At 68.3% G+C, this 18,093-nt stretch carries 20 protein-coding genes; 14 read left to right on the top strand and 6 right to left on the bottom strand.

Translation table 11 applies throughout. From position 1 onward, the window contains the following. Nucleotides 1-42: 42 nt before the first annotated feature. Complete coding sequence (locus tag XAN126_RS0121820) at nucleotides 43-705, top strand: response regulator (protein ID WP_024280683.1); 663 nt, start codon at nucleotides 43-45, stop codon at nucleotides 703-705. Further along, the gene (locus XAN126_RS0121815) at nucleotides 702-2,045 is read left to right on the top strand and encodes an ATP-binding protein (RefSeq protein WP_024280682.1); all 1,344 of its coding nucleotides are present in this window, start codon (nucleotides 702-704) and stop codon (nucleotides 2,043-2,045) included. The genes XAN126_RS0121820 and XAN126_RS0121815 overlap by 4 nt, the downstream gene beginning before the upstream one ends. A 9-nt stretch (nucleotides 2,046-2,054) precedes the next feature. Here the strand turns inward: XAN126_RS0121815 and XAN126_RS0121810 are convergent, their stop codons facing one another. From XAN126_RS0121810 to XAN126_RS26610, 3 genes are all read right to left on the bottom strand, one after another. Beyond that, nucleotides 2,055-3,161, bottom strand: coding sequence for a YeeE/YedE family protein (locus tag XAN126_RS0121810; RefSeq protein ID WP_024280681.1), 1,107 nt, complete (start codon nucleotides 3,159-3,161; stop codon nucleotides 2,055-2,057). 81 nt (nucleotides 3,162-3,242) lie between these two features. Continuing rightward, the gene (locus XAN126_RS0121805; RefSeq protein WP_024280680.1) at nucleotides 3,243-3,614 is read right to left on the bottom strand and encodes a metalloregulator ArsR/SmtB family transcription factor; all 372 of its coding nucleotides are present in this window, start codon (nucleotides 3,612-3,614) and stop codon (nucleotides 3,243-3,245) included. 32 nt (nucleotides 3,615-3,646) lie between these two features. Beyond that, nucleotides 3,647-4,051 carry a thioredoxin fold domain-containing protein gene (locus XAN126_RS26610; protein ID WP_024280679.1) on the bottom strand — a complete coding sequence of 135 codons (405 nt, stop codon included), beginning with the start codon at nucleotides 4,049-4,051 and terminating at the stop codon, nucleotides 3,647-3,649. A gap of 117 nt (nucleotides 4,052-4,168) precedes the next feature. On the opposite strand from XAN126_RS26610, the gene XAN126_RS0121795 reads away from it, so the two are divergent. Then, nucleotides 4,169-4,897 (top strand): cytochrome c biogenesis protein CcdA, encoded by a 729-nt coding sequence (locus XAN126_RS0121795; protein WP_024280678.1) that lies wholly within the window; start codon nucleotides 4,169-4,171, stop codon nucleotides 4,895-4,897. 17 nt (nucleotides 4,898-4,914) lie between these two features. After that, nucleotides 4,915-5,478, top strand: a complete 564-nt coding sequence (locus XAN126_RS0121790; RefSeq protein ID WP_024280677.1) for a thioredoxin family protein — start codon at nucleotides 4,915-4,917, stop codon at nucleotides 5,476-5,478. A gap of 42 nt (nucleotides 5,479-5,520) precedes the next feature. Here XAN126_RS0121790 and soxX read toward each other — a convergent pair whose 3' ends face one another. Both soxX and soxA read right to left on the bottom strand, forming a co-directional pair. Then, nucleotides 5,521-6,147 (bottom strand): sulfur oxidation c-type cytochrome SoxX, encoded by a 627-nt coding sequence (soxX, locus tag XAN126_RS0121785; RefSeq protein ID WP_024280676.1) that lies wholly within the window; start codon nucleotides 6,145-6,147, stop codon nucleotides 5,521-5,523. A 14-nt stretch (nucleotides 6,148-6,161) separates the two neighbouring features. Next, nucleotides 6,162-6,992 (bottom strand): sulfur oxidation c-type cytochrome SoxA, encoded by an 831-nt coding sequence (gene soxA, locus XAN126_RS0121780; protein ID WP_024280675.1) that lies wholly within the window; start codon nucleotides 6,990-6,992, stop codon nucleotides 6,162-6,164. A gap of 256 nt (nucleotides 6,993-7,248) precedes the next feature. Here soxA and soxY point away from each other — a divergent pair, with 256 nt between their 5' ends. The 8 genes from soxY to XAN126_RS0121740 all read left to right on the top strand — a co-directional run bounded on the left by soxY (nucleotide 7,249) and on the right by XAN126_RS0121740 (nucleotide 14,500). Beyond that, nucleotides 7,249-7,722: a thiosulfate oxidation carrier protein SoxY gene (gene soxY, locus XAN126_RS0121775; protein ID WP_024280674.1), complete on the top strand. Its 474-nt coding sequence runs from the start codon at nucleotides 7,249-7,251 to the stop codon at nucleotides 7,720-7,722. A gap of 87 nt (nucleotides 7,723-7,809) precedes the next feature. After that, nucleotides 7,810-8,139 (top strand): thiosulfate oxidation carrier complex protein SoxZ, encoded by a 330-nt coding sequence (gene soxZ, locus XAN126_RS0121770; protein ID WP_024280673.1) that lies wholly within the window; start codon nucleotides 7,810-7,812, stop codon nucleotides 8,137-8,139. Between the two features lie 101 nt (nucleotides 8,140-8,240). Then, nucleotides 8,241-9,935 (top strand): thiosulfohydrolase SoxB, encoded by a 1,695-nt coding sequence (soxB, locus tag XAN126_RS0121765; protein ID WP_024280672.1) that lies wholly within the window; start codon nucleotides 8,241-8,243, stop codon nucleotides 9,933-9,935. A 180-nt stretch (nucleotides 9,936-10,115) separates the two neighbouring features. Continuing rightward, nucleotides 10,116-11,342, top strand: a complete 1,227-nt coding sequence (gene soxC / locus XAN126_RS0121760) for a sulfite dehydrogenase (protein WP_051460959.1) — start codon at nucleotides 10,116-10,118, stop codon at nucleotides 11,340-11,342. Continuing rightward, nucleotides 11,326-12,123, top strand: a complete 798-nt coding sequence (locus XAN126_RS0121755) for a cytochrome c (RefSeq protein WP_024280670.1) — start codon at nucleotides 11,326-11,328, stop codon at nucleotides 12,121-12,123. Before soxC ends, XAN126_RS0121755 begins: the two co-directional genes overlap by 17 nt. A gap of 99 nt (nucleotides 12,124-12,222) precedes the next feature. Beyond that, nucleotides 12,223-12,603: a cytochrome c family protein gene (locus XAN126_RS0121750; RefSeq protein WP_029877567.1), complete on the top strand. Its 381-nt coding sequence runs from the start codon at nucleotides 12,223-12,225 to the stop codon at nucleotides 12,601-12,603. A 99-nt stretch (nucleotides 12,604-12,702) separates the two neighbouring features. Then, complete coding sequence (locus XAN126_RS0121745; RefSeq protein ID WP_024280668.1) at nucleotides 12,703-13,224, top strand: DsrE family protein; 522 nt, start codon at nucleotides 12,703-12,705, stop codon at nucleotides 13,222-13,224. A 4-nt stretch (nucleotides 13,225-13,228) separates the two neighbouring features. Further along, complete coding sequence (locus tag XAN126_RS0121740) at nucleotides 13,229-14,500, top strand: NAD(P)/FAD-dependent oxidoreductase (protein ID WP_024280667.1); 1,272 nt, start codon at nucleotides 13,229-13,231, stop codon at nucleotides 14,498-14,500. A 12-nt stretch (nucleotides 14,501-14,512) separates the two neighbouring features. Here XAN126_RS0121740 and XAN126_RS0121735 read toward each other — a convergent pair whose 3' ends face one another. After that, a complete protein-coding gene (locus tag XAN126_RS0121735; RefSeq protein WP_024280666.1) occupies nucleotides 14,513-15,658 on the bottom strand; it encodes a hypothetical protein in 1,146 nt (381 codons plus the stop codon). A 300-nt stretch (nucleotides 15,659-15,958) separates the two neighbouring features. On the opposite strand from XAN126_RS0121735, the gene arsH reads away from it, so the two are divergent. After that, nucleotides 15,959-16,681 carry an arsenical resistance protein ArsH gene (gene arsH, locus XAN126_RS0121730; protein ID WP_024280665.1) on the top strand — a complete coding sequence of 241 codons (723 nt, stop codon included), beginning with the start codon at nucleotides 15,959-15,961 and terminating at the stop codon, nucleotides 16,679-16,681. Continuing rightward, nucleotides 16,678-17,865: an MFS transporter gene (locus XAN126_RS0121725; RefSeq protein WP_024280664.1), complete on the top strand. Its 1,188-nt coding sequence runs from the start codon at nucleotides 16,678-16,680 to the stop codon at nucleotides 17,863-17,865. The genes arsH and XAN126_RS0121725 overlap by 4 nt, the downstream gene beginning before the upstream one ends. Nucleotides 17,866-18,093 lie beyond the last annotated feature (228 nt).

Genomic DNA, 18,093 nt, shown 5'->3' with positions numbered 1-18,093 from the left:
CCTTAAGGTCGGGGTAGAAGGGAAGGGGCAAGGAGAGCGGTGATGCGCATACTGGTCGTCGAGGACGATCCGATCCTGATGGACGGCCTCAAGGTGGGGCTCGGCCTCGCCGGGGCGACGGTGGATGATGCGACGACCTGCGCCGATGCGCGGGCGGCGCTCGCGGCCGCGCGCTTCGATGCGGTGGTGCTCGACGTGATGCTCCCGGACGGCTCCGGCCTCGACATGCTCGCCGGCCTGCGCGCGCAAGGCGATGCGACGCCCGTGCTGCTGCTCACCGCCCTCGATGAGGCGCCCGACCGGGTGCGCGGCCTCGATGGCGGCGCCGACGACTATCTCGGCAAGCCCTTCGACCTCGACGAACTGAACGCCCGGGTGCGTGCCATCGCCCGCCGCGGCCACGGCCGGGCCGGCCCGCTGCTCAAGGTGGGCGCGCTGGTGCTCGATCCCGCCACCCTCGCCGCGACGCTGGACGGGCAGTCCATCGCCCTCTCGCGCCGGGAATTCGCGGTGCTCTCCACGCTCATGGAGCGGCCCGGCGTGATCCGCTCCCGCATGGAGATCGAGGAGCGGCTCTACGGCTGGCAGGAGGAGGTGGAGAGCAACGCCGTCGAGGTGCACATCCACAATCTGAGGGCCAAGGTCGGCCGCGAGACCATCGAGACCGTGCGCGGCCTCGGCTATCGCGTCAGGGGGCCGGCATGAGTTCGCTCAAGCGCAGGCTGGTGCTGATCCTGCTGGCGGCAACCGGCGTCATCTGGCTGTGCGCCACCGGCTGGATCTACGCCTCCAGCCGCAGCGAGCTGGAGCATGTGCTGGACACCCGCTTGCAGGAGGCGGCGCGCATGGTCCATTCGCTGGTGGCCGGCGGCAACATCGCGGCCGCCGAGGCCGTGGCGCAGGCGACTACTCCGCCGGAGGCCGGCTACGAGCGCCAGCTCTCGTGCCAGATCTGGTCGCTGGATGGCCGCCTCGTCGCGAAATCCGGCGGTGCACCGGAGGAGGCGCTGGCGGGGCCCGCGGAAGGCTTCTCCGAGCGCACGGTGAACGGCGAGCCCTGGCGGGTCTACACCATCCTCGATCCGGACAAGGGCGTGCGGGTGATGGTGGGCGACCGCATCGGCCTGCGCGACCGGCTGGTGCGCGATCTGGTGGCGGGACTGCTGGCGCCGGTGATCTTCATCGTGCCCTTGCTGGGCTTGCTGATCTGGATCAGCGTCGGCCGGGGGCTCGCGCCGCTTCATGCAGTGGCCGGCGACATCGCCGCCCGCGACGGCGAGGACATGCGCCCTGTGGCGCCCGCCGCGGCCCCGGCCGAGATCCGCCCGCTGCTGGAGGCCATCAACGGCCTGTTCGCCAAGGTGGAGGCCGCGCGGCGGCAGGAGCGCGACGTGACCGCCTTCGCCGCCCACGAATTACGCACGCCCCTCGCCGGCCTGAAGACGCAGGCCCAGATCGCGCTGGCGGCGCACGACGCGCCGACGCGGGAAGGCGCGCTGCGGCAGATCCTCGTCTCCGTGGACCGCACCACCCGCCTCGTGCGGCAGTTGCTGGCGCTGGCCAAGCTGGAAGGCACACCGTCCCCGCCGCTGGAAGCCTCCGGCGAGACGGAGGCCGGGGCGCTGCTGCGCGACATCGTGCGCCAGACGGCGAAGCCCGGCACGGCGCTTGTGGTGGTGGACGACGCCCTCGACGCGGTGAAGCTGAAGGGCGACCGCGAGGCGCTGCATCTGATGCTGCGGAACCTGCACGAGAACGCGGTGGAGCACACCGTCGAACATGCGGCCGGCGGCACCATTGCCTGGCGTCCCTGCGCCGGCGGGCTGTGCGTGGAGGATGAGGGGCCGGGCATTCCCGAGGATGAGCTGCCGCTGGTGACGCGCCGCTTCTACCGGGGCCGCAGCCGCAGCGGGGCGGGAAGCGGCCTCGGGCTCACCATCGCCACCATGGCCGCCGCCCGCGCCGGTGCCCGGCTCACGCTGGAGAACCGTCGCGATGGCGCCGGCCTGAGGGCGACCATCGTGTGGCCGCGCGCCGCCGCCTGAGGCACACCGTCAGGGCTTGTTGTGGAAGCCGAAGCGGCCGGCCACGCTCTGGCGCACGAAGCCGGTGAGAGAGCCTTCCATCAGCAGCGCGATGCCGAGCCGCGCGCCCACCGCCATGCCCGCCACCGCGAGCGGCCAGGACAAGGCGAAGAGGGAACCGGCCGTCAGGCCCTGCCCGATGGTGCAGCCGCCGCAGAGGATGCCGCCGGAGCCCATGAGCACCGCGCCGAGCAGATGGCGCTTCATCTCGCGCGGGTCGTCGAAGGCTTCCCAGCGGAATTCGTCCGCGAGCCTGGCGGCGGCGAAGGCGCCGAGGGCGACGCCGAAGACGCTGCCGGCGCCGAACTCGGCGAGGCTCGTGGGCTCGAACAGCACGCCGAACAGGGCGCGCGCCACCGGCGAGACGAAGGTGAGGCTCTGCGGCGCCATGGGGTGGGCGAACTCGTCCACCAGCCAGGTGGTGGCGAGCCAGCCGGCGACCACGCCGAGGCCCAGCATCACCCCCGCCGTCATCAGCCGTCCGGCGCGGCGCAGCCTGCGGTCGGCGAAGGCCGGCGCCACCAGCGCGACGCCCGCGACGGCGGTGAGGATGCCCCTGAAATCATGCCCGGTGAGGCGCCCCATGATGGAGGGCAGGTCGCTGGCGGTACCGGCCGGCAGCAGAAGGGCGACGCGCTCCAGCCCGTCCACCCGGATGCCGGCGAAGATGCCGCGCAAGGTCGCGTAGGCGACCGCGCCGAACACCAGCAGCACGACGAGGCTGCGCAGGTCGCCCGAGCCCAGGCGCACCAGCGAGCCGAAGGCGCAGGTGCCCACCAGCGCCATGCCGAGGCCGAACAGCACGCCCCCGGTGAGGATGCCGAGCCAGGGTAGGGCAGTCGTGACGTAGTTCGTGCGGTCGGGGCTGAGAATGCCGGCCATGGTGAGGGCCTGCGTGCCCAACACGGCGAGGCCGAGGGCGAGCGCGAACACCTTCATGCGGCGCCAGTCGTGGCCCACCATGGCGTCTTCCAGCGCGCCGAAGGTACACAGGCGGGCGCGGAACACGGCGAAGCCGACCACCCCGCCCACGGCGAGACCGGCGAGCGCGGTCCACCAGGGGCTTGAAACATCCATTGCGCGCCTTCCTCCCTGAGATGGCCGGAGCGGGACTTATGGAGCGTCCCGTCGCCGGCCCGGCGCATTTTTTTACTGAGCTTACTTTGCGTCCGATGCGGGCGTGCCGCAATACATGTCGTAGATGACCGAGATCACCCGGCGGACATCATCGTTGGCGAGGCTGTAATAGATGGTCTTGCCGTCGCGCCGCGTGGTGACGAGATCGTCGAGGCGCAGGCGCGCCAGCTGCTGGGAGACCGTGGGCTGGCGCAGGGACAGGATGTTCTCCAGCTCCGTCACCGAGCGCTCGCCCTCCGCCAGCAGGCACAGGAGCAGCAGGCGGTTCTCGTGGGAGAGCGCCTTGAGGAAGTCGCTCGCCTTGCGGGCGTTGCGCATGAGGCGGTCGAGCTCGGGCGAAATCTCCGGGCCTTCCCGCAGTTCGTCCTCAAGGCGCCTGGAAACGATCGACATGTGCCTGCCTTCTCAATCCTGGCGGGGCGACCTTACGGCCGCGCGCCTGCCATCCTGTCCTGTATCGTGTCCCGCATCGTGTTCTGCATCGAGCCCAGCAGGCCCCAGAATGCTTCATCTGAAGCATAGCCGGTAATGCGCCCGACTTCGCGCCCCTCGTCTACCAGCACGAAGGTGGGCGTGAAGCGCACCGGCGCGGCCAGCACCACGTCGCTCGGCGCACCGTTGGAGAGGTCCACCCGGCGGAGCGGCGCGCGCTGCCCCTCGTCGGTCTTCTCGTAGATGGGCGCCACGTCATGGTCGAACTTCAGGCAATAGGCGCAGCCCTTGCGCTCGAACATCAGCAGCTCCCGCGCCGAGGCAGCAGGCGCGAGAAATACCGAAAGACCGGCCGGGATGAGGCCGGCCGCGAGCATCAGGACCGCTGAAGGGCGCATGAATTCACAATCCAGACGTGGATTTCACAAGACATATTATCGCATTCGCATATATCTTGGGCAAGGACCAATCCGCGCACCTTGAACCGACGCGGTTTCCAACGATCGGGGAGGAGCATGTCTCTCGATGTCAGCCTCGCAGGGGCGTTCCTTGCCGGCCTCCTCTCGTTCGCCTCGCCCTGCGTGCTGCCGCTGGTGCCGGCCTATCTCGGCTTCCTCGCGGGTGCGGCTGCGGAGGACGGGGAGGGCGCCGCGCCCGCGCGGCGCAGCATCCTCGGCGCGGCCTTGCTGTTCGTCCTCGGCTTCGCCTCCGTCTTCATCCTGCTCGGGGCCACCGCCTCTTCGCTGGGGCGGGTGCTGATGGATCATATCGAGACCCTGACGCTGCTCTCCGGTGCCTTGCTGGTGGTGTTCGGGCTGCACATGACGGGGCTCATCCGCATCCCGCTGCTCTACCGGCAGGCGCGGCTGGAGCCCATGGCACGGCCGGCGGGACTGATCGGGCCCTATGTGGTGGGGCTCGCCTTCGGCTTCGGCTGGTCGCCCTGCGTGGGGCCGGTGCTGGCGGCGATCCTGCTCATCGCCGGGGCCGAGGCGTCGGTGGGGCGGGGCATGCTGCTGCTCGCCATCTATGCCGCCGGCATCGGCATTCCCTTTCTCATCGCCGCGGCCTTCACCGAGCGGTTCCTCGCCTGGACGCGGGCGGCGCGCAGCCGGCTCGGCCTCGTGGAGAAGATCGCTGGCGGGCTGCTCATCCTCACCGGCATCGCCTTCATGACCGGCTTCATGCCCGAGATCGCCCAATGGCTGCTCGATGCCGCGCCCGGCCTCGGCACCATCGGATAGGACAGGAGGACCTCCCCATGGCAGACCCCACGCTCAGCCGCCGGCGCCTCCTGAAGGCCTCGGCGGGGCTCGCGGCGCTCGTTCCCGCCGCCGCGCAGGCCAAGGCGCACCTCGGCGACGACGGGCTCTATACCGAAGACTGGTACGTGGACAGCTTCCTCGACCTGCCGGAAGATTTCGCCGCCGCGCGCGGGAAGGGGCGGGGCTTCGCGCTGCAGTGGAGCCAGCGCGGCTGCATCTATTGCAAGGAACTGCACACCGTTTATTTCGCCGATCCGGCCATCGAGACGCCCGTCAGGGAGGCGTTCGACATCGTGCATCTGGATCTGTTCGGCGCGCGGGAGGTGACCTTCCTCGACGGCGCGCGGCTCACCGAAAAGGCGCTCGGCCAGCGCGAGCGCATCCGCGCCACGCCCACCTTCCAGTTCTTCGCCGAGGTGGATGGAAAGCCGAAGGAGGTGGCGCGTATGCCAGGCCTGCTGCCACGGCCGGAATTCTCCGCGCTGTTCCGTTATGTGGCGGAAGGTGCCTATGCGCGCGAGCCCTTCGATGCGTGGCTCGGCAAGCAGGGCAAGGGCTGAAAAGGAAAAGGCGGGGGCACCGGAGCGCCCCCGCCTGTCACCTCATTTCGCCGGCTTGTTCACCGGCGAGTTGGGATCGAACAGATAGGCCACCACGTCCTTCATCTGCTCTTCGCTGAGCACGCCATTGTGCCCGAAGCGCGGCATGGGCGAGCAGGCGAACACGGCCTGCGCGTTGTAGACCTTGGCATAGGCGGCCTTGGCATCCTCGGCTGAGAATTTCCGCTCCGCGCCATAGTTGACGAGGCTCGGGCCGAGGGTGCCGTAGCTGACTTCCTTCGGGTCCATCTGGTGGCAGGCATAGCAATTGCCGCCGCTCACTGTGCCGGGCGGATCGGAGAACTGGCCGCCGCGTCCGTTCTGCGCGACTTCCGCGCCCTTCTTCCAGTCGCCGAGCACGCTGCCTTGCGGATACTTCACCGTCTTGGCCTCGCGGGCCATGATGGCCTCGGCCTGCTTGGCGGAGGGCTGGTTGCGCGTGACCGAGCAGATTTCCATGGTCTCGTCGGGCACGAGCCGCGCGGCCCAGCCGTCGGGCAGCTTGGTGAAGCTCTCCTTCACCACCTTGTCCACCACGGCGGGCGGGGCAGGGGGGATCTGCTGGGCGAGCGCGATTCCGGGGGCGATCTGCGGAAGAAGAAGCGCCGCGGCGATGATGATTGTCTTCATGGCTCTTCCTCCCCTCAGCGCTTGATGGACGGCACGTTCAGCTCGCCCCCGGCCGCCTGCGCCTGCAGGAAGACGGTGAGCGCGGTGACGGCTTCCGAGGCATAGTCCGGCGGGGGCATCCGCATCTGGCGATAGCAGTCCCAAAGCCGGTGCTGCATGGTTCGCAGCGAACTCTGGGAGACGCGGTAGGTGGGCCAGGAGGCCATGGTGAGCTGGGCATCCTTGCCCGGCTTGTCGAGCTGCGGCAGGCCCTGGAGCCGGATGCGCTTGCCGGGGTCGCCGTGGCAGGTGGAGCAGGAGAAGTCGTTGATGGACGAGCGCCGGTAGAACAGCGCCTCGCCGATGGCATAGGCCTCCTTCTCCTTGGCATGGGCAAGCGGGATGTCGATCTTCATGCCGTTGGACTTGTTGGCGATGAAGGCGACGAGATCCTCCATGTCCGAGCCACGGCCGGGGCCGGAGAAGGGCTTGGCCATGATCGGCTTGATGTCCACGCCCTGGATCTTGTCCATGCACCACAGCAGCCGCTGCTCGAGATCCATGACCTTGCCGGCATCCGCGAAATAGCGCGGCAGGGCGGCATAGGCGCCTTCCAGCTTGCCCGGCCCCTGGCCGAGGTCGCAGGCCTCCAGCGAGACGTTCTTGGTGCCGCGCGGATCGGCCCAGATGGCCTCGCCGCGGTCCACGGCGAGATAGCCGGGATTGGCCATGGGATCGTTGATCATGGCGCGGTAGCGCTCGATCTCCTTTTCGCTCGCGTCCTCCTGCGCGCGGGCCGTGACGAAGGGCAAGAGCGCCAGAGCGAGGGCGCACAGGCATGTGAGAAACGTGGCTTTGGGTCGCATGTATCCTCCCCAGCGAGACGTCCGGGGCCTGGGGCCTTCTCGTTGAAGCCCTTGAGCCGCGGCGATCCACCTGCGACGCTCCATCCCTCATAGATGGATGCGATCGGCGGATAGGAGCTACTTTACATTCAAAAAATTCGATATCACAATATGTGAAATTGATCCGCCGCGACCACCGCCGTCACGGGGACGAGATTCAACAAGAACAACGCCAAAAGCCGGCCCTCAAGCGCCGGTCGTGCCAGGAGGAAAACGCATGCCGCCCCGTCTCGACGTCACCCTTGTCTCCACGCGACGCCGCGCGCTGAAGCTCGCCGGCCTCGCCGCATTCGCGGCCGTGCTGGCACCGCGCATGGCGCTCGCCACCGAGGCGCAGGTGGCGGACGAAATGAAAAAGCTTTTCGCCGGCAAGCCCATGGGCGAAGGCAAGATCAAGCTCGACATGCCCGAGATCGCCGAGAACGGCCTCGTCGTGCCTATCAACATCGATGTGGAAAGCCCGATGACCGAGACGGATTTCGTGAAGTCCGTCCACGTCTTCGCCGACGGCAATCCGCTGCCGCAGGTGGTGAGCTATCATTTCACCCCCGAGAGCGGAAAGGCGTCCGCCTCCACCCGCATGCGCCTCGCGCAGACGCAGAACGTCATCGCCGTGGCGGAGATGTCCAGCGGACAGCTTTATTCGGCTAAGGTGCAGGTGAAAGTCACCATCGGCGGCTGCGGCGGCTGATACGACAGTCGAATCACGGCCCGAACACACAAAAGAACAGAACAGGCGCGCGCCGGAGCGCCGCCGAGCAGAAACCGGAGGAAACCCATGGCCCTCAAGTCCCAGCCGCGCGTGCGCGTGCCTGCCCAGGCCAAGGCGGGCGAGATCATCGAGATCAAGACCCTGATTTCGCACGAGATGGAAAGCGGCCAGCGCAAGGACGCCGCCGGCAAGACCGTGCCGCGCGACATCATCAACAACTTCCAGGCCGCCTTCAACGGCAAGCCCTTCTTCACCGCGGAGTGGTTCACCTCCATTTCGGCGAACCCCTACCAGTCCTTCTTCTTCAAGGCGAAGGAGAGCGGCGAGTTCACCTTCACCTGGAAGGATGACGGCGGCGCCGAGCAGAAGGCCACCGCGAAGCTCACCGTCGCCTGAGGCGACGCCCCTCGCATTGTTCCGTTGTTGTCGGTGGACGTGCCATCGGATCGGCTGATCCGGTGGGCGCTCCCGCCATGACCTGAGAAAGCGTGGCCCTCATGATCTCAAGGCGCGATTTTCTGTCCGCCGGAACGGCCCTCGCCGGCCTGCTCGCTGCCTCCGGCACCGGGCTGGCGCAGGCGGTCGGCGCGCAGGCGCTGAGCCAGGCGGATTTGCTGAAGTTCGGCAATGCCGGCACCTTCACCATCCTGCACATCACCGACATCCACGCCCAGCTCGTGCCGCTCTATTTCCGCGAGCCCTCCATCAATCTCGGCGTGGGCGAGGCGCGGGGCGTGCCGCCGCACCTCACCGACGCAGCCTTCCTCAAGTATTTCGGCCTGAAGGGCGGCACCCGCGACGCCTATTCCCTCACTTCCGAAGACTTCACCCAGCTTGCCCACACCTATGGGCGCATGGGCGGCGTGGACCGCATCGCCACCTTGGTGAAGGCCATCCGGGCCGAGCGCGGCGCGGACAAGGTGCTGCTGCTGGACGGCGGTGACGGGCTCCAGGGCTCCTGGTCCTCCCTGAAGACGCAGGGCGAGGACATGGTGAAGGTGTTCTCCGCCCTCGGCACGGACGCCATGGTCGGCCACTGGGAATTCACCTACGGCGCCGACCGCGTGACCGAGATCAAGGAGAAGGCGCCCTTCGCCTTCCTCGCGCAGAACGTGCGCTCGGCTGAGTGGCAGGAGCCGGTGTTCGACGCAGCGAAGACCTTCGAGAAGGGCGGCGCGAAGGTGGCGGTGATCGGCCAGGCCTTCCCCCGCACCCCCATCTCCAACCCGCGTTGGATGATCCCGGACTGGGAATTCGGCATCCGCGAGGAGGACATGCAGAAGCAGGTGGACGCCGCCCGCGCCGGCGGGGCCGATGCGGTGGTGGTGCTCTCCCACAATGGCTTCGACGTGGACCGCAAGATGGCGTCCCGCGTCTCCGGCATCGACGTGATCCTCACTGCCCACACCCATGATGCCATGCCGCGCGCGGTGGAGGTGGGCAAGACGCTGCTGGTGGCCACCGGCTCCCACGGCAAGTTCGTGTCCCGCCTCGATCTCGACGTGAAGGACAGGAAGGTCACCGGCTATCGCTTCCAGCTCATCCCGGTGTTCTCGGACGTCATCGCGCCGGACCCGGAGATGGCGAAGCTCGTGACGGACATCCGCGCACCCTATGCGAAGGATCTGTCCCGCGAACTCGGCCGCGCCGACAGCCTGCTCTACCGCCGTGGCAATTTCAACGGCACGTTCGACGACATGATCTGCGATGCGATCATGAAGGAGCGCGATGCGGAAATCGCCCTCTCCCCCGGCTTCCGCTGGGGCGGCACGCTGCTGCCGGGCGATCCCATCACCTTCGATGCCGTGGCCAACGCCACCGCCATCACCTATCCCGCCTGCTACCGCAACACCATGACCGGCAAGCAGCTGAAGGACGTACTGGAGGACGTGGCCGACAACATCTTCAATCCCGATCCTTACTTCCAGGGCGGCGGCGACATGGTGCGGGTCGGCGGCGTGGGCTACGCCATCGACGTGTCGAAGGGCTCCGGCCAGCGCATCTCCGACCTCACCTTCCTCAAGACCGGCAAGCCGCTGGAGGCCGACAAGGCCTATACGGTCGCCGGCTGGGCGTCCATCGCCCAGAATGTGGAAGGCCCGCCGGTGTGGGAGCTGGTGGAGCGCTACGTGACCGACACCAAGTCCGTGAAGATCGCCCCCAACGCCTCGGTGAAGGTGACGGGCGCGTGAGGCTCAAGGCCCCTCCAGCACACGATTCCAATCAAAATATTCAAATCTACGAATAAAAGAATATCAGGGAGGACGCCCATGTCCGACACCAGTCTGCCCCCGACGGAACGCGCGACCGGCGCCAAACCGTCGCTCTCGAAGCCGTCGCTTTCCCGGAGGCGCTTCCTCAACCTTGCCGGAATGGGCGCGGGCGCCGTTGCCGCCGGAGGAGGTTCCGCCCTTGCCGCCCCGGCCGCCGGCACGCCAGATCCCAACATCGTGCCGGTGCCCGACTGGACCAAGACGCTGGGCGCGCCGGTCAACGAGAATCCGTATGGCAAGCCGTCCGTGTTCGAGAAGGACGTGGTGCGCCGCGAGGTGACGTGGCTCACCGCCAGCTCGCAAAGCTCGGTCAGCTTCACGCCGCTCTATGCCCTCGACAGCGTCATCACGCCCAACGGCCTGTGCTTCGTGCGGCACCATGGCGGGCAGGCGGAGATCGACCCGGACAAGTATCGGCTGATGATCCACGGCCTCGTGGACAAGCCGCTCGTCTTCACGCTGGAAGATCTGAAGCGGATGCCGGGCCGGGTGAACCGCCCCTACTTCCTCGAATGCGCCGCGAATTCCGGCATGGAGTGGCGCGGCGCGCAGCTCAACGGCTGCCAGTTCACCCACGGCATGATCCACAATCTCTTCTACACCGGCGTGCCGCTGAAGACGCTGCTGGATATGGCCGGCGTCAATCCCAAGGGCAAATGGGTGCTCGCCGAAGGCGCCGACGCGGCGGTGATGACGCGCTCCATCCCGCTCGAAAAGGCCATGAACGACTGCCTCGTCGCCTTCGGCATGAACGGCGAGGCGCTCCGGCCCGAGCAAGGCTATCCGGTGCGGCTCGTGGTGCCGGGCTGGGAAGGCAATATGTGGGTCAAGTGGCTGCGCCGCCTCAAGATAGGCGACCAGCCTTGGCAGCAGCGCGAGGAGACGTCGAAATACACTGACCTCCTCGCCGATGGCCGCTCGCGCCGCTTCACCTTCGTGATGGACGCGAAATCCGTGGTGACGAGTCCGAGCCCGCAGGCGCCCTTGAAGCACAAGGGGCCGAACGTGCTCTCCGGCATCGCCTGGTCGGGGCGCGGCACCATCGCGCGGGTGGACGTTTCGCTGGACGGCGGGCGCAACTGGACCACCGCGCGCCTCGACGGGCCCGCGACGCCCATGTCCATGACGCGCTTCTATCTCGATTTCGACTGGGCCGGGCAGGAGCTGATGGTGCAGTCCCGCGCCATGGACGACACCGGCTATGTCCAGCCCACCAAGCAGGAGCTGCGGGCCATCCGCGGCACCAATTCCATCTATCACAACAACGGCATCCAGACGTGGCTGGTGCGCTCCAACGGGGAGACGGAAAATGTGGAAGTCGGCTGAGACGCTCCTCGCTTCCGCCTTGCTCGCCGGCGCTCTGGCCGCGTCCGGCATGGCCGTGGCCGATCCCCAGCCCGCAAAGCCCGCGGCAAAGGCCGAGAAGGACAAGGCGGGCGCGGACAAGATGGGCTCGGACAAGGCCCGGCAGGCGGTGAACGTGGCGGCTCCCGCCTCTACGACCGCGCAGGCTACAGCCAAGACCATCGCCCTCGGCCGCCCCGCGCTGCCCGAGGAGATCGCCGCCTGGAACATCGACGTGCGCGCCGATGGCGAGGGCCTGCCGCCGGGCAAGGGCTCGGTGAAGGAGGGCGAGGAGCTGTTCCTGCAGAACTGCGCCCAGTGCCACGGCGAGTTCGGCGAGGGCGCGGGCCGCTGGCCGGTGCTGGCCGGCGGGCGCGGCACCCTGAAATCCGAGCGGCCGGAAAAGACCATCGGCTCCTTCTGGCCCTATGCCTCCACGGTCTACGACTACGTGCACCGCGCCATGCCCTTCGGCAATAACATGTCGCTTTCGCCGGACCAGACCTACGCCATCGTCGCGTATCTTCTGAACCTCAACGATCTCGTGCCCGAGGACTACGTGCTCTCGAAGGAGAATTTCCCCAAGGTGGACCTGCCCAACGAGGCCAACTTCTACGACGACGACCGGGAGACTTCGGAAAAGGCCTTCTGGAAGAAGAACCCCTGCATGAAGGACTGCAGCGGCGAAGTTCATGTCACCGCCCGCGCCCAGATCCTCAACGTGACGCCGGACGGCGATCCGCCCAAAGGCAATCTGGAGTAAGCCGCCCGTCGTGACACCAAGGAAGGGTCCCGGCCGCCTCGGCCGGGACACCACACAGCCCCTCCAATGGAAAGGACGAGGATCGTGCGCATCCCCGTGATGGTCGCCCTCTTGCTCGGCGTCGCCGCTGCCCCGGCGCACGCCGACCCGGACATCGCCAAGGGCGAGACGGTTTTCAAGAAGTGCATGGCCTGCCATGCCATCGGCCCTGACGCGAAGGTGAAGGTCGGGCCGCCGCTCAATGGCATCGTCGGCGCCAAGTGGGCGCACTTCGAGGGCTATGCGTATTCCCAGGACATCAAGGACGGCGCCGCCGCCGGCAAGGTGTGGGACGAGGCCAGCCTCAACGATTATCTCGAAAACCCCAAGCACCTCGCGCCCAAGGGCAAGATGGCCTTCGCCGGCGTCAAGAACGAGCAGGAGCGCGCGGATCTCATCGCCTTCCTGGCCCAGTTCAAGCCGGACGGCTCGAAGAAGTAGTTCGCGCGCCGGCCCGCCGCGCCGTTGCGGAGCGGGGGCGGTGGGTGGCACAGTCCGAAGCACACGGCGCGCCAGACGCCGATGACGGGAGAGGAAACCATGCCCCAGTTCGACCGCCGGGCCTTCCTCGGCACCATGGCGCTTGCGGGCGCCGCGCCGATCGCGGCTTCAACGTCGGCCCATGCCGCCGTGCAGTCGCTCCAGCTCGCCGACATCAAGAAGGAAGCGGACACCGCCTGCGTCTATCACGTGGACTATGGTGACCATGCCCGGTTCGCCCAGACGCTGAACAACATCAACAACCACTACGCCTCCTATGGCGCGGATCCCTTCGCGCTGCAGATCGTGATGGTGGCCCATGCGGGCGGCATCAAGTTCTTCCTCGACAATCTCAACGGCACCATGTGGGAGAAGGAGACGCTCGATCCCACTTTGGCCGAGAAGATTGCCGCCCTCGCCAAGAACGGGCTGAAGGTCTACCTGTGCGCCTACACCTTCGAGCGCAACCATGTGCCCAAGGAGAAGGCGCGCGATGAGGCCTTCATCGCCTTCGTGCCCTCCGGCATCGCCACCGCCGGCGCGTTGCAGGGCAAGGGGTTCGGCTACCTTAAGGTCGGCTGACGACATGACACGCGCGGGCGTCTCGCGGCGGGCGCTGCTGGGCCGTTCGGCGCTGGCAGCGGCGCTGCTCTGCGCGCCGCACGTCGCCGCGCAGGCGCGGCCGCGCGTGGTGATCGTGGGCGGCGGCGCCGGCGGGGCGAATGCCGCACGGGCGCTGCTGCGCGATGGCCGGGTGGAGGTCACGCTGGTGGAGCCGGAGCCGCGTTACGTGGCGGTGTTCCACTCCAATCTCTGGCTCGGCGGCCTCATCGATTTCGTCGCGCTGGAATTCGGCTATGAAAGCCTCGCGCGGGCGGGCGTGCGCGTCGTGCCGCAAAGGGCGCAGGCCATCGACCGGGAGCGGCGGGAGGTGCGGCTCGCCGATGGCGGGCGCATTCCCTACGACCGCCTCATCCTCTCCCCCGGCATCGATCTCGACTATGACAGCGTGCCCGGCTGGAGTCGGGCCGCCGAGACGGTGATGCCCCACGCCTGGAAGGGCGGCGCCCAGCTGCGCCTCCTGAAGGAGCGGCTGGATCAGGTGCCCGACGGCGGACTCATCGTCATCACCGCCCCGCCCAACCCCTTCCGCTGCCCCCCGGCGCCCTATGAGCGCGCCTCCATGATGGCCCACCGCCTGAAGAGCACCGGGCGCGGCGGGGCGCGCATCGTCATCGTCGACCCGAAGCCGAAATTCTCAATGCAGGGCCTCTTCCAGGAGGGTTGGGAGGGGCACTATCCCGGCATGGTGGAATGGATGGCGCCTGATATCTCCGACGGCCTCGTCTCGGTGGACCCGGCCACGGGCACCGTCGTCACCGGTTTCGAGACCTATAAAGAGGCGGCGCTGGTGAACGTGATCCCGGCGCAGAAGGCCGGCGTCATCGCGCGGCAGGCGGGGCTCGCGGACGCCTCGGGCTGGTGCCCGGTGGACGCCGGCTCCATGGCCTCGGCGCTGGACCCGGCCGTCTTCGTCATCGGCGATGCGGCCATCGGCGGCGAGATCCCGAAATCCGCCTTCGCCGCCGGCAGCCAGGCGCAGGTGGCGGCGCGCGCGCTGCTCGCCGGCCTGTTCGGCGAGGCTGCCCCGTCGGCCAGCTATGCCAGCACCTGCTGGAGCCTCATTACGGCCGACGACGCGGTGAAGGTGAGCGGGCTCTACCGGCCGGAGGACGGCCGCATCCGCGAGGTGGAGGGCACCGTCTCAGCTGCCCGCGAGCCGCCGGCCCTGCGCCGTCGCCAGCTTGAGGAAAATGCCGACTGGTACCGCGCCATGGTCGCCGGCATGTTCGGCTGAGCGGCGCCCGCTTTATTCGTAGAGATAGCCCACCGGGCTGCCGGCGAGGCGGTCGCTGCGCAGGTCCGCGCGGGTGATGATCTGGCCGGCGAGGGCGTCGATCTCGTCCCGCTGACCGGGCGTCCACATCTTCAGGGCATCGAAGCCGTTGAGGAGACCGAGCCGCAGGACCTGCGTGTCCTCGCCGACCTCCGCGAGCCGGATGGCGTCCTTGCCGGCGGTCACCGTATCGCCGGTGGCAAGTTCGATGATCTTGCCCGCGCCGTCCGTGAAACCTGCGGTGCCGCGGATGATGCGGTAGACCACGACCTCACCCTTCGCCAGCCCCTTCGCGTCCGCCGCCATCGCCGATTTGGGCAGCACCGCGCCGCCGCGCGGATCGGTGGCGATGATGTGGCCGGCGACGAGATGGCCGCTCGGCGCCTCGATGCCGAGGTCACGCACATGCACCGGCATGGGGGAAGCCACCGCCCCCAGCGCATCGGCCGGATAGGGACGGAAGAGGGCGTCGAGGGCGAGCGGGTCCTGAACCCAGAAGCCCGCGCCCGCCGGCCGGTTGTGCAGCGGATGCTTCCAGGCGGTGCGGGGCGTCTCGTCCTCGCGGATCTTGTCCGGGCCGACCACTGTGGGATTCGGGAAGGTGGAGGGATCGGTGATGAAGGCTTCGAGGAACTTGCCGGAATAGCCCATGCACAAAGGGTCGGGCACCACGGTCTGCGGCGTCTTCAGATTCTCTTCGGTGGAGAGGCCGGACCATGTGTAGAAGAGCTGGCGGTGGACGATGGCGCTCTGCAGCATCGCCGCGCCCGGCCCCACGTAATGGACCTTGCCGTCATAGTCGAAGGTGAACATGCCGGAGGTGACGAGCACCAGCTGGAAGCCGCCGGGCGGCAGGTGCAGGTGGAAGTCGGTGGGCCCCGTGTCGTCGCGGTAGATGGGCAGGTTGGTGGCCACCTCCTGCAGCAGGAAGGCGCCGTTATTGGCGTGGAGGCCTTCCAGCGCACGGTGATAGAGCGCCTGCGGCCGGTACACCGGATCGTAGCTGATGTCCTTGTAGCGATCGATGGCGATGAAGGCGTCGCGATTGAGGGCGATGGGCGCGCCATCCGGCTGCATGAGGCCGGGCCATTTGAAATCGCCCATGGACTGAAGACCCATAGCAATCTCCCGGTTGCGAAGCGGATACGGGGCCGCGAATGCCTCGGGATATATTCGGACGGCCGCGCGCGGCGTCAATCGAATAGTTCGGATCGCGGCAGAATGATTGGAGCGTGATGCTGTGCTCCGCCTAAACGTGCGCGGTATTTGTACTTGTGATGATATTTTGACTTTCGCGCTGCTCAAGCCGCGTGCAGATGCTCCCGCGCGGCGCAACGCCGCCGGGAGTGGATCGATGCTGTGAGCCGTGCGCGGGCCTGCTATGAGAGCGCCGGAGCTAGCCTAGGCGAGGACGCCCCCGTGACCGACGACACCCTCCCCAACGTAACCGAGGCCCTGTTTCACGTCCCGAGCCTCGACCGGCTGCTCCCGGCCGCGCCGTCGCGCCATCCGCCGCGCATCCTGCTGCTCTACGGCTCCCTGCGCGAGCGCTCCTATTCCCGCCTGCTGACGCTGGAGGCGGAGCGGCTGCTGAACCGGCTCGGCGCGGAAACGCGGGTCTACCACGCGGATGGCCTGCCTTTGCCGGATGGCGCCCCGGTGGAGCACCCCAAGGTGGCGGAACTGCGTGAACTCACCCTTTGGTCCGAGGGGCAGGTCTGGTGCAGCCCGGAGCGGCACGGGGCCATGAGCGCGGTGATGAAGGCGCAGATCGACTGGATCCCCCTCGCGCTGGGCGCCATCCGCCCCACGCAGGGGCGCACGCTGGCCGTGATGCAGGTGTGCGGCGGCTCGCAATCCTTCAACGCGGTGAACCAGATGCGCATACTCGGCCGCTGGATGCGCATGCTCACCATTCCCAACCAGTCGTCCGTCGCCAAGGCTTATCAGGAGTTCGACGAGGCGGGGCGGATGAAGCCCTCCGCTTATTACGACCGGGTGGTGGACGTGATGGAGGAGCTGGTGAAGTTCACGCTGCTGACGCGCGACATCTCCCCCTATCTCACCGACCGCTACAGCGAGCGCAAGGAAGCGGCCGAGGCGCTGGAGGCGCGGCTCGCCCTCGACGCGGCCGTGCGGTGAGCGCGGCCACTTCACCCGCCGGGAGGGAGGGTGCCGGCCGTTCGGTCATCGCGGCGCTGGGCGTGGTGCAGATCCTCACCTGGGGCTCGTCCTTCTATCTGCTCACGGTGCTGGCGGGGCCGATTTCCAGGGATACGGGCTGGCCCCTGCAATGGATCGTCGGCAGCCTCTCCGTGGGGCTTCTGGTGGCGGGGCTCGTCTCGCCGAAGGTGGGCGCGCTGATCGATGCCCGCGGCGGGCGGCCGGTGCTGGCGGGCGGATGCGCGCTGCTGGCCTGCGGTCTGGCCTTGTTGGCGCTGGCGCAGGGGCCGGCGATGTTCATGCTGGGCTGGTGCATCGCCGGCGCGGGCATGGCGGCGAGCCTCTATGACGCGGCCTTCGCCGCCCTCGGGCGGCTCTATGGCGCGGGGGCACGGCGGGCCATCACCATGCTCACCCTGTGGGGCGGGTTCGCCAGCACGGTGTGCTGGCCCATCACCGCCTTCCTCGATGCGCATCTGGGCTGGCGGGCGACCTGCCTCGTCTATGCCGGCCTGCATCTGGCCGTATCGATCCCGCTGGTGCTGGCCTTCATGCCGGCGATCGCGCTGCGGGCGGAGACCGGCCGGCCGGCGCGGGGCGGGCCGGTGGTGCTGGGCGGGCCCGAGCGCATTTCCTTCCTGCTCATGGCCGGCATCGTCACCCTCATCGGCACCATCGCCTCCGCCATGTCGGTTCAGGTGCTGGCGCTGCTCCAGTCGCGCGGCCTGAGCCTCGCCGAGGCGGTGGCCGCCGGGGCCTTCATCGGCCCGGCGCAGGTTTTCGCGCGCATCATCGAGCAGGCGTCCGGCGGGCGTCACCATCCGCTCTGGACGATGATCTGGGCGGTGGCGCTGATGGGGCTGGGGCTGGTGCTGCTGGCGGCGGGCTTTCCCATCGTCGCGGTGGCGCTGGTGGCTTACGGCGCAGGCAACGGCATCTTCTCCATTGCCAAGGGCACGGTGCCGCTGGCCGTGCTGGGGGCGGAGCGCTATCCCGTCCTCGCCGGCCGCCTCGCCCGGCCGGCCTTGCTGGCGCAGGCGCTGGCGCCGCTCGGTGCAGCGCAATTGCTGACGGCCGGCGGGGCGGGCGCGGTGCTCTCGGCGCTGATCGCCTTGTGGCTCGGCGCGGCGGTGCTGCTCGCGCTGCTGTGGCGGCAGGTGTAGCCCTCAGGGGTGTAGCCCTCAGGGCGCGAAGAATGCCGGCGAGAGCCTCGGGAAGACCTTGCGAGCATTTGTTGCGCTATGTAACTCAAGGTTAACCATGATGGGAAATTCTGTCCCCACCCGAAACGGCTGCTTCGCTGTCGCCGACCGGCGCCCCTCTGGCGGGCCGGTCGCGTGCGCGAACGTGCGCCGGAGTCCTTGTGCCGCGCTAAAGGGGGCGCGTCCGGG

The organism is Xanthobacter sp. 126 (assembly GCF_000526175.1).
In the GTDB taxonomy this organism is placed as follows: Bacteria; Pseudomonadota; Alphaproteobacteria; order Rhizobiales; family Xanthobacteraceae; genus Xanthobacter; species Xanthobacter aminoxidans.
This window is presented reverse-complemented; position numbering and strand designations above follow the sequence as displayed.

Coding starts and splice junctions, on each gene's coding strand:
- XAN126_RS0121820 (WP_024280683.1), top strand. CDS start 43: ATGCGCATACTGGTCGTCGAGGACGATCCGATCCTGATGGACGGCCTC.
- XAN126_RS0121815 (WP_024280682.1), top strand. CDS start 702: ATGAGTTCGCTCAAGCGCAGGCTGGTGCTGATCCTGCTGGCGGCAACC.
- XAN126_RS0121810 (WP_024280681.1), bottom strand. CDS start 3,161: ATGGATGTTTCAAGCCCCTGGTGGACCGCGCTCGCCGGTCTCGCCGTG.
- XAN126_RS0121805 (WP_024280680.1), bottom strand. CDS start 3,614: ATGTCGATCGTTTCCAGGCGCCTTGAGGACGAACTGCGGGAAGGCCCG.
- XAN126_RS26610 (WP_024280679.1), bottom strand. CDS start 4,051: ATGCGCCCTTCAGCGGTCCTGATGCTCGCGGCCGGCCTCATCCCGGCC.
- XAN126_RS0121795 (WP_024280678.1), top strand. CDS start 4,169: ATGTCTCTCGATGTCAGCCTCGCAGGGGCGTTCCTTGCCGGCCTCCTC.
- XAN126_RS0121790 (WP_024280677.1), top strand. CDS start 4,915: ATGGCAGACCCCACGCTCAGCCGCCGGCGCCTCCTGAAGGCCTCGGCG.
- soxX (WP_024280676.1), bottom strand. CDS start 6,147: ATGAAGACAATCATCATCGCCGCGGCGCTTCTTCTTCCGCAGATCGCC.
- soxA (WP_024280675.1), bottom strand. CDS start 6,992: ATGCGACCCAAAGCCACGTTTCTCACATGCCTGTGCGCCCTCGCTCTG.
- soxY (WP_024280674.1), top strand. CDS start 7,249: ATGCCGCCCCGTCTCGACGTCACCCTTGTCTCCACGCGACGCCGCGCG.
- soxZ (WP_024280673.1), top strand. CDS start 7,810: ATGGCCCTCAAGTCCCAGCCGCGCGTGCGCGTGCCTGCCCAGGCCAAG.
- soxB (WP_024280672.1), top strand. CDS start 8,241: ATGATCTCAAGGCGCGATTTTCTGTCCGCCGGAACGGCCCTCGCCGGC.
- soxC (WP_051460959.1), top strand. CDS start 10,116: ATGGGCGCGGGCGCCGTTGCCGCCGGAGGAGGTTCCGCCCTTGCCGCC.
- XAN126_RS0121755 (WP_024280670.1), top strand. CDS start 11,326: ATGTGGAAGTCGGCTGAGACGCTCCTCGCTTCCGCCTTGCTCGCCGGC.
- XAN126_RS0121750 (WP_029877567.1), top strand. CDS start 12,223: ATGGTCGCCCTCTTGCTCGGCGTCGCCGCTGCCCCGGCGCACGCCGAC.
- XAN126_RS0121745 (WP_024280668.1), top strand. CDS start 12,703: ATGCCCCAGTTCGACCGCCGGGCCTTCCTCGGCACCATGGCGCTTGCG.
- XAN126_RS0121740 (WP_024280667.1), top strand. CDS start 13,229: ATGACACGCGCGGGCGTCTCGCGGCGGGCGCTGCTGGGCCGTTCGGCG.
- XAN126_RS0121735 (WP_024280666.1), bottom strand. CDS start 15,658: ATGGGTCTTCAGTCCATGGGCGATTTCAAATGGCCCGGCCTCATGCAG.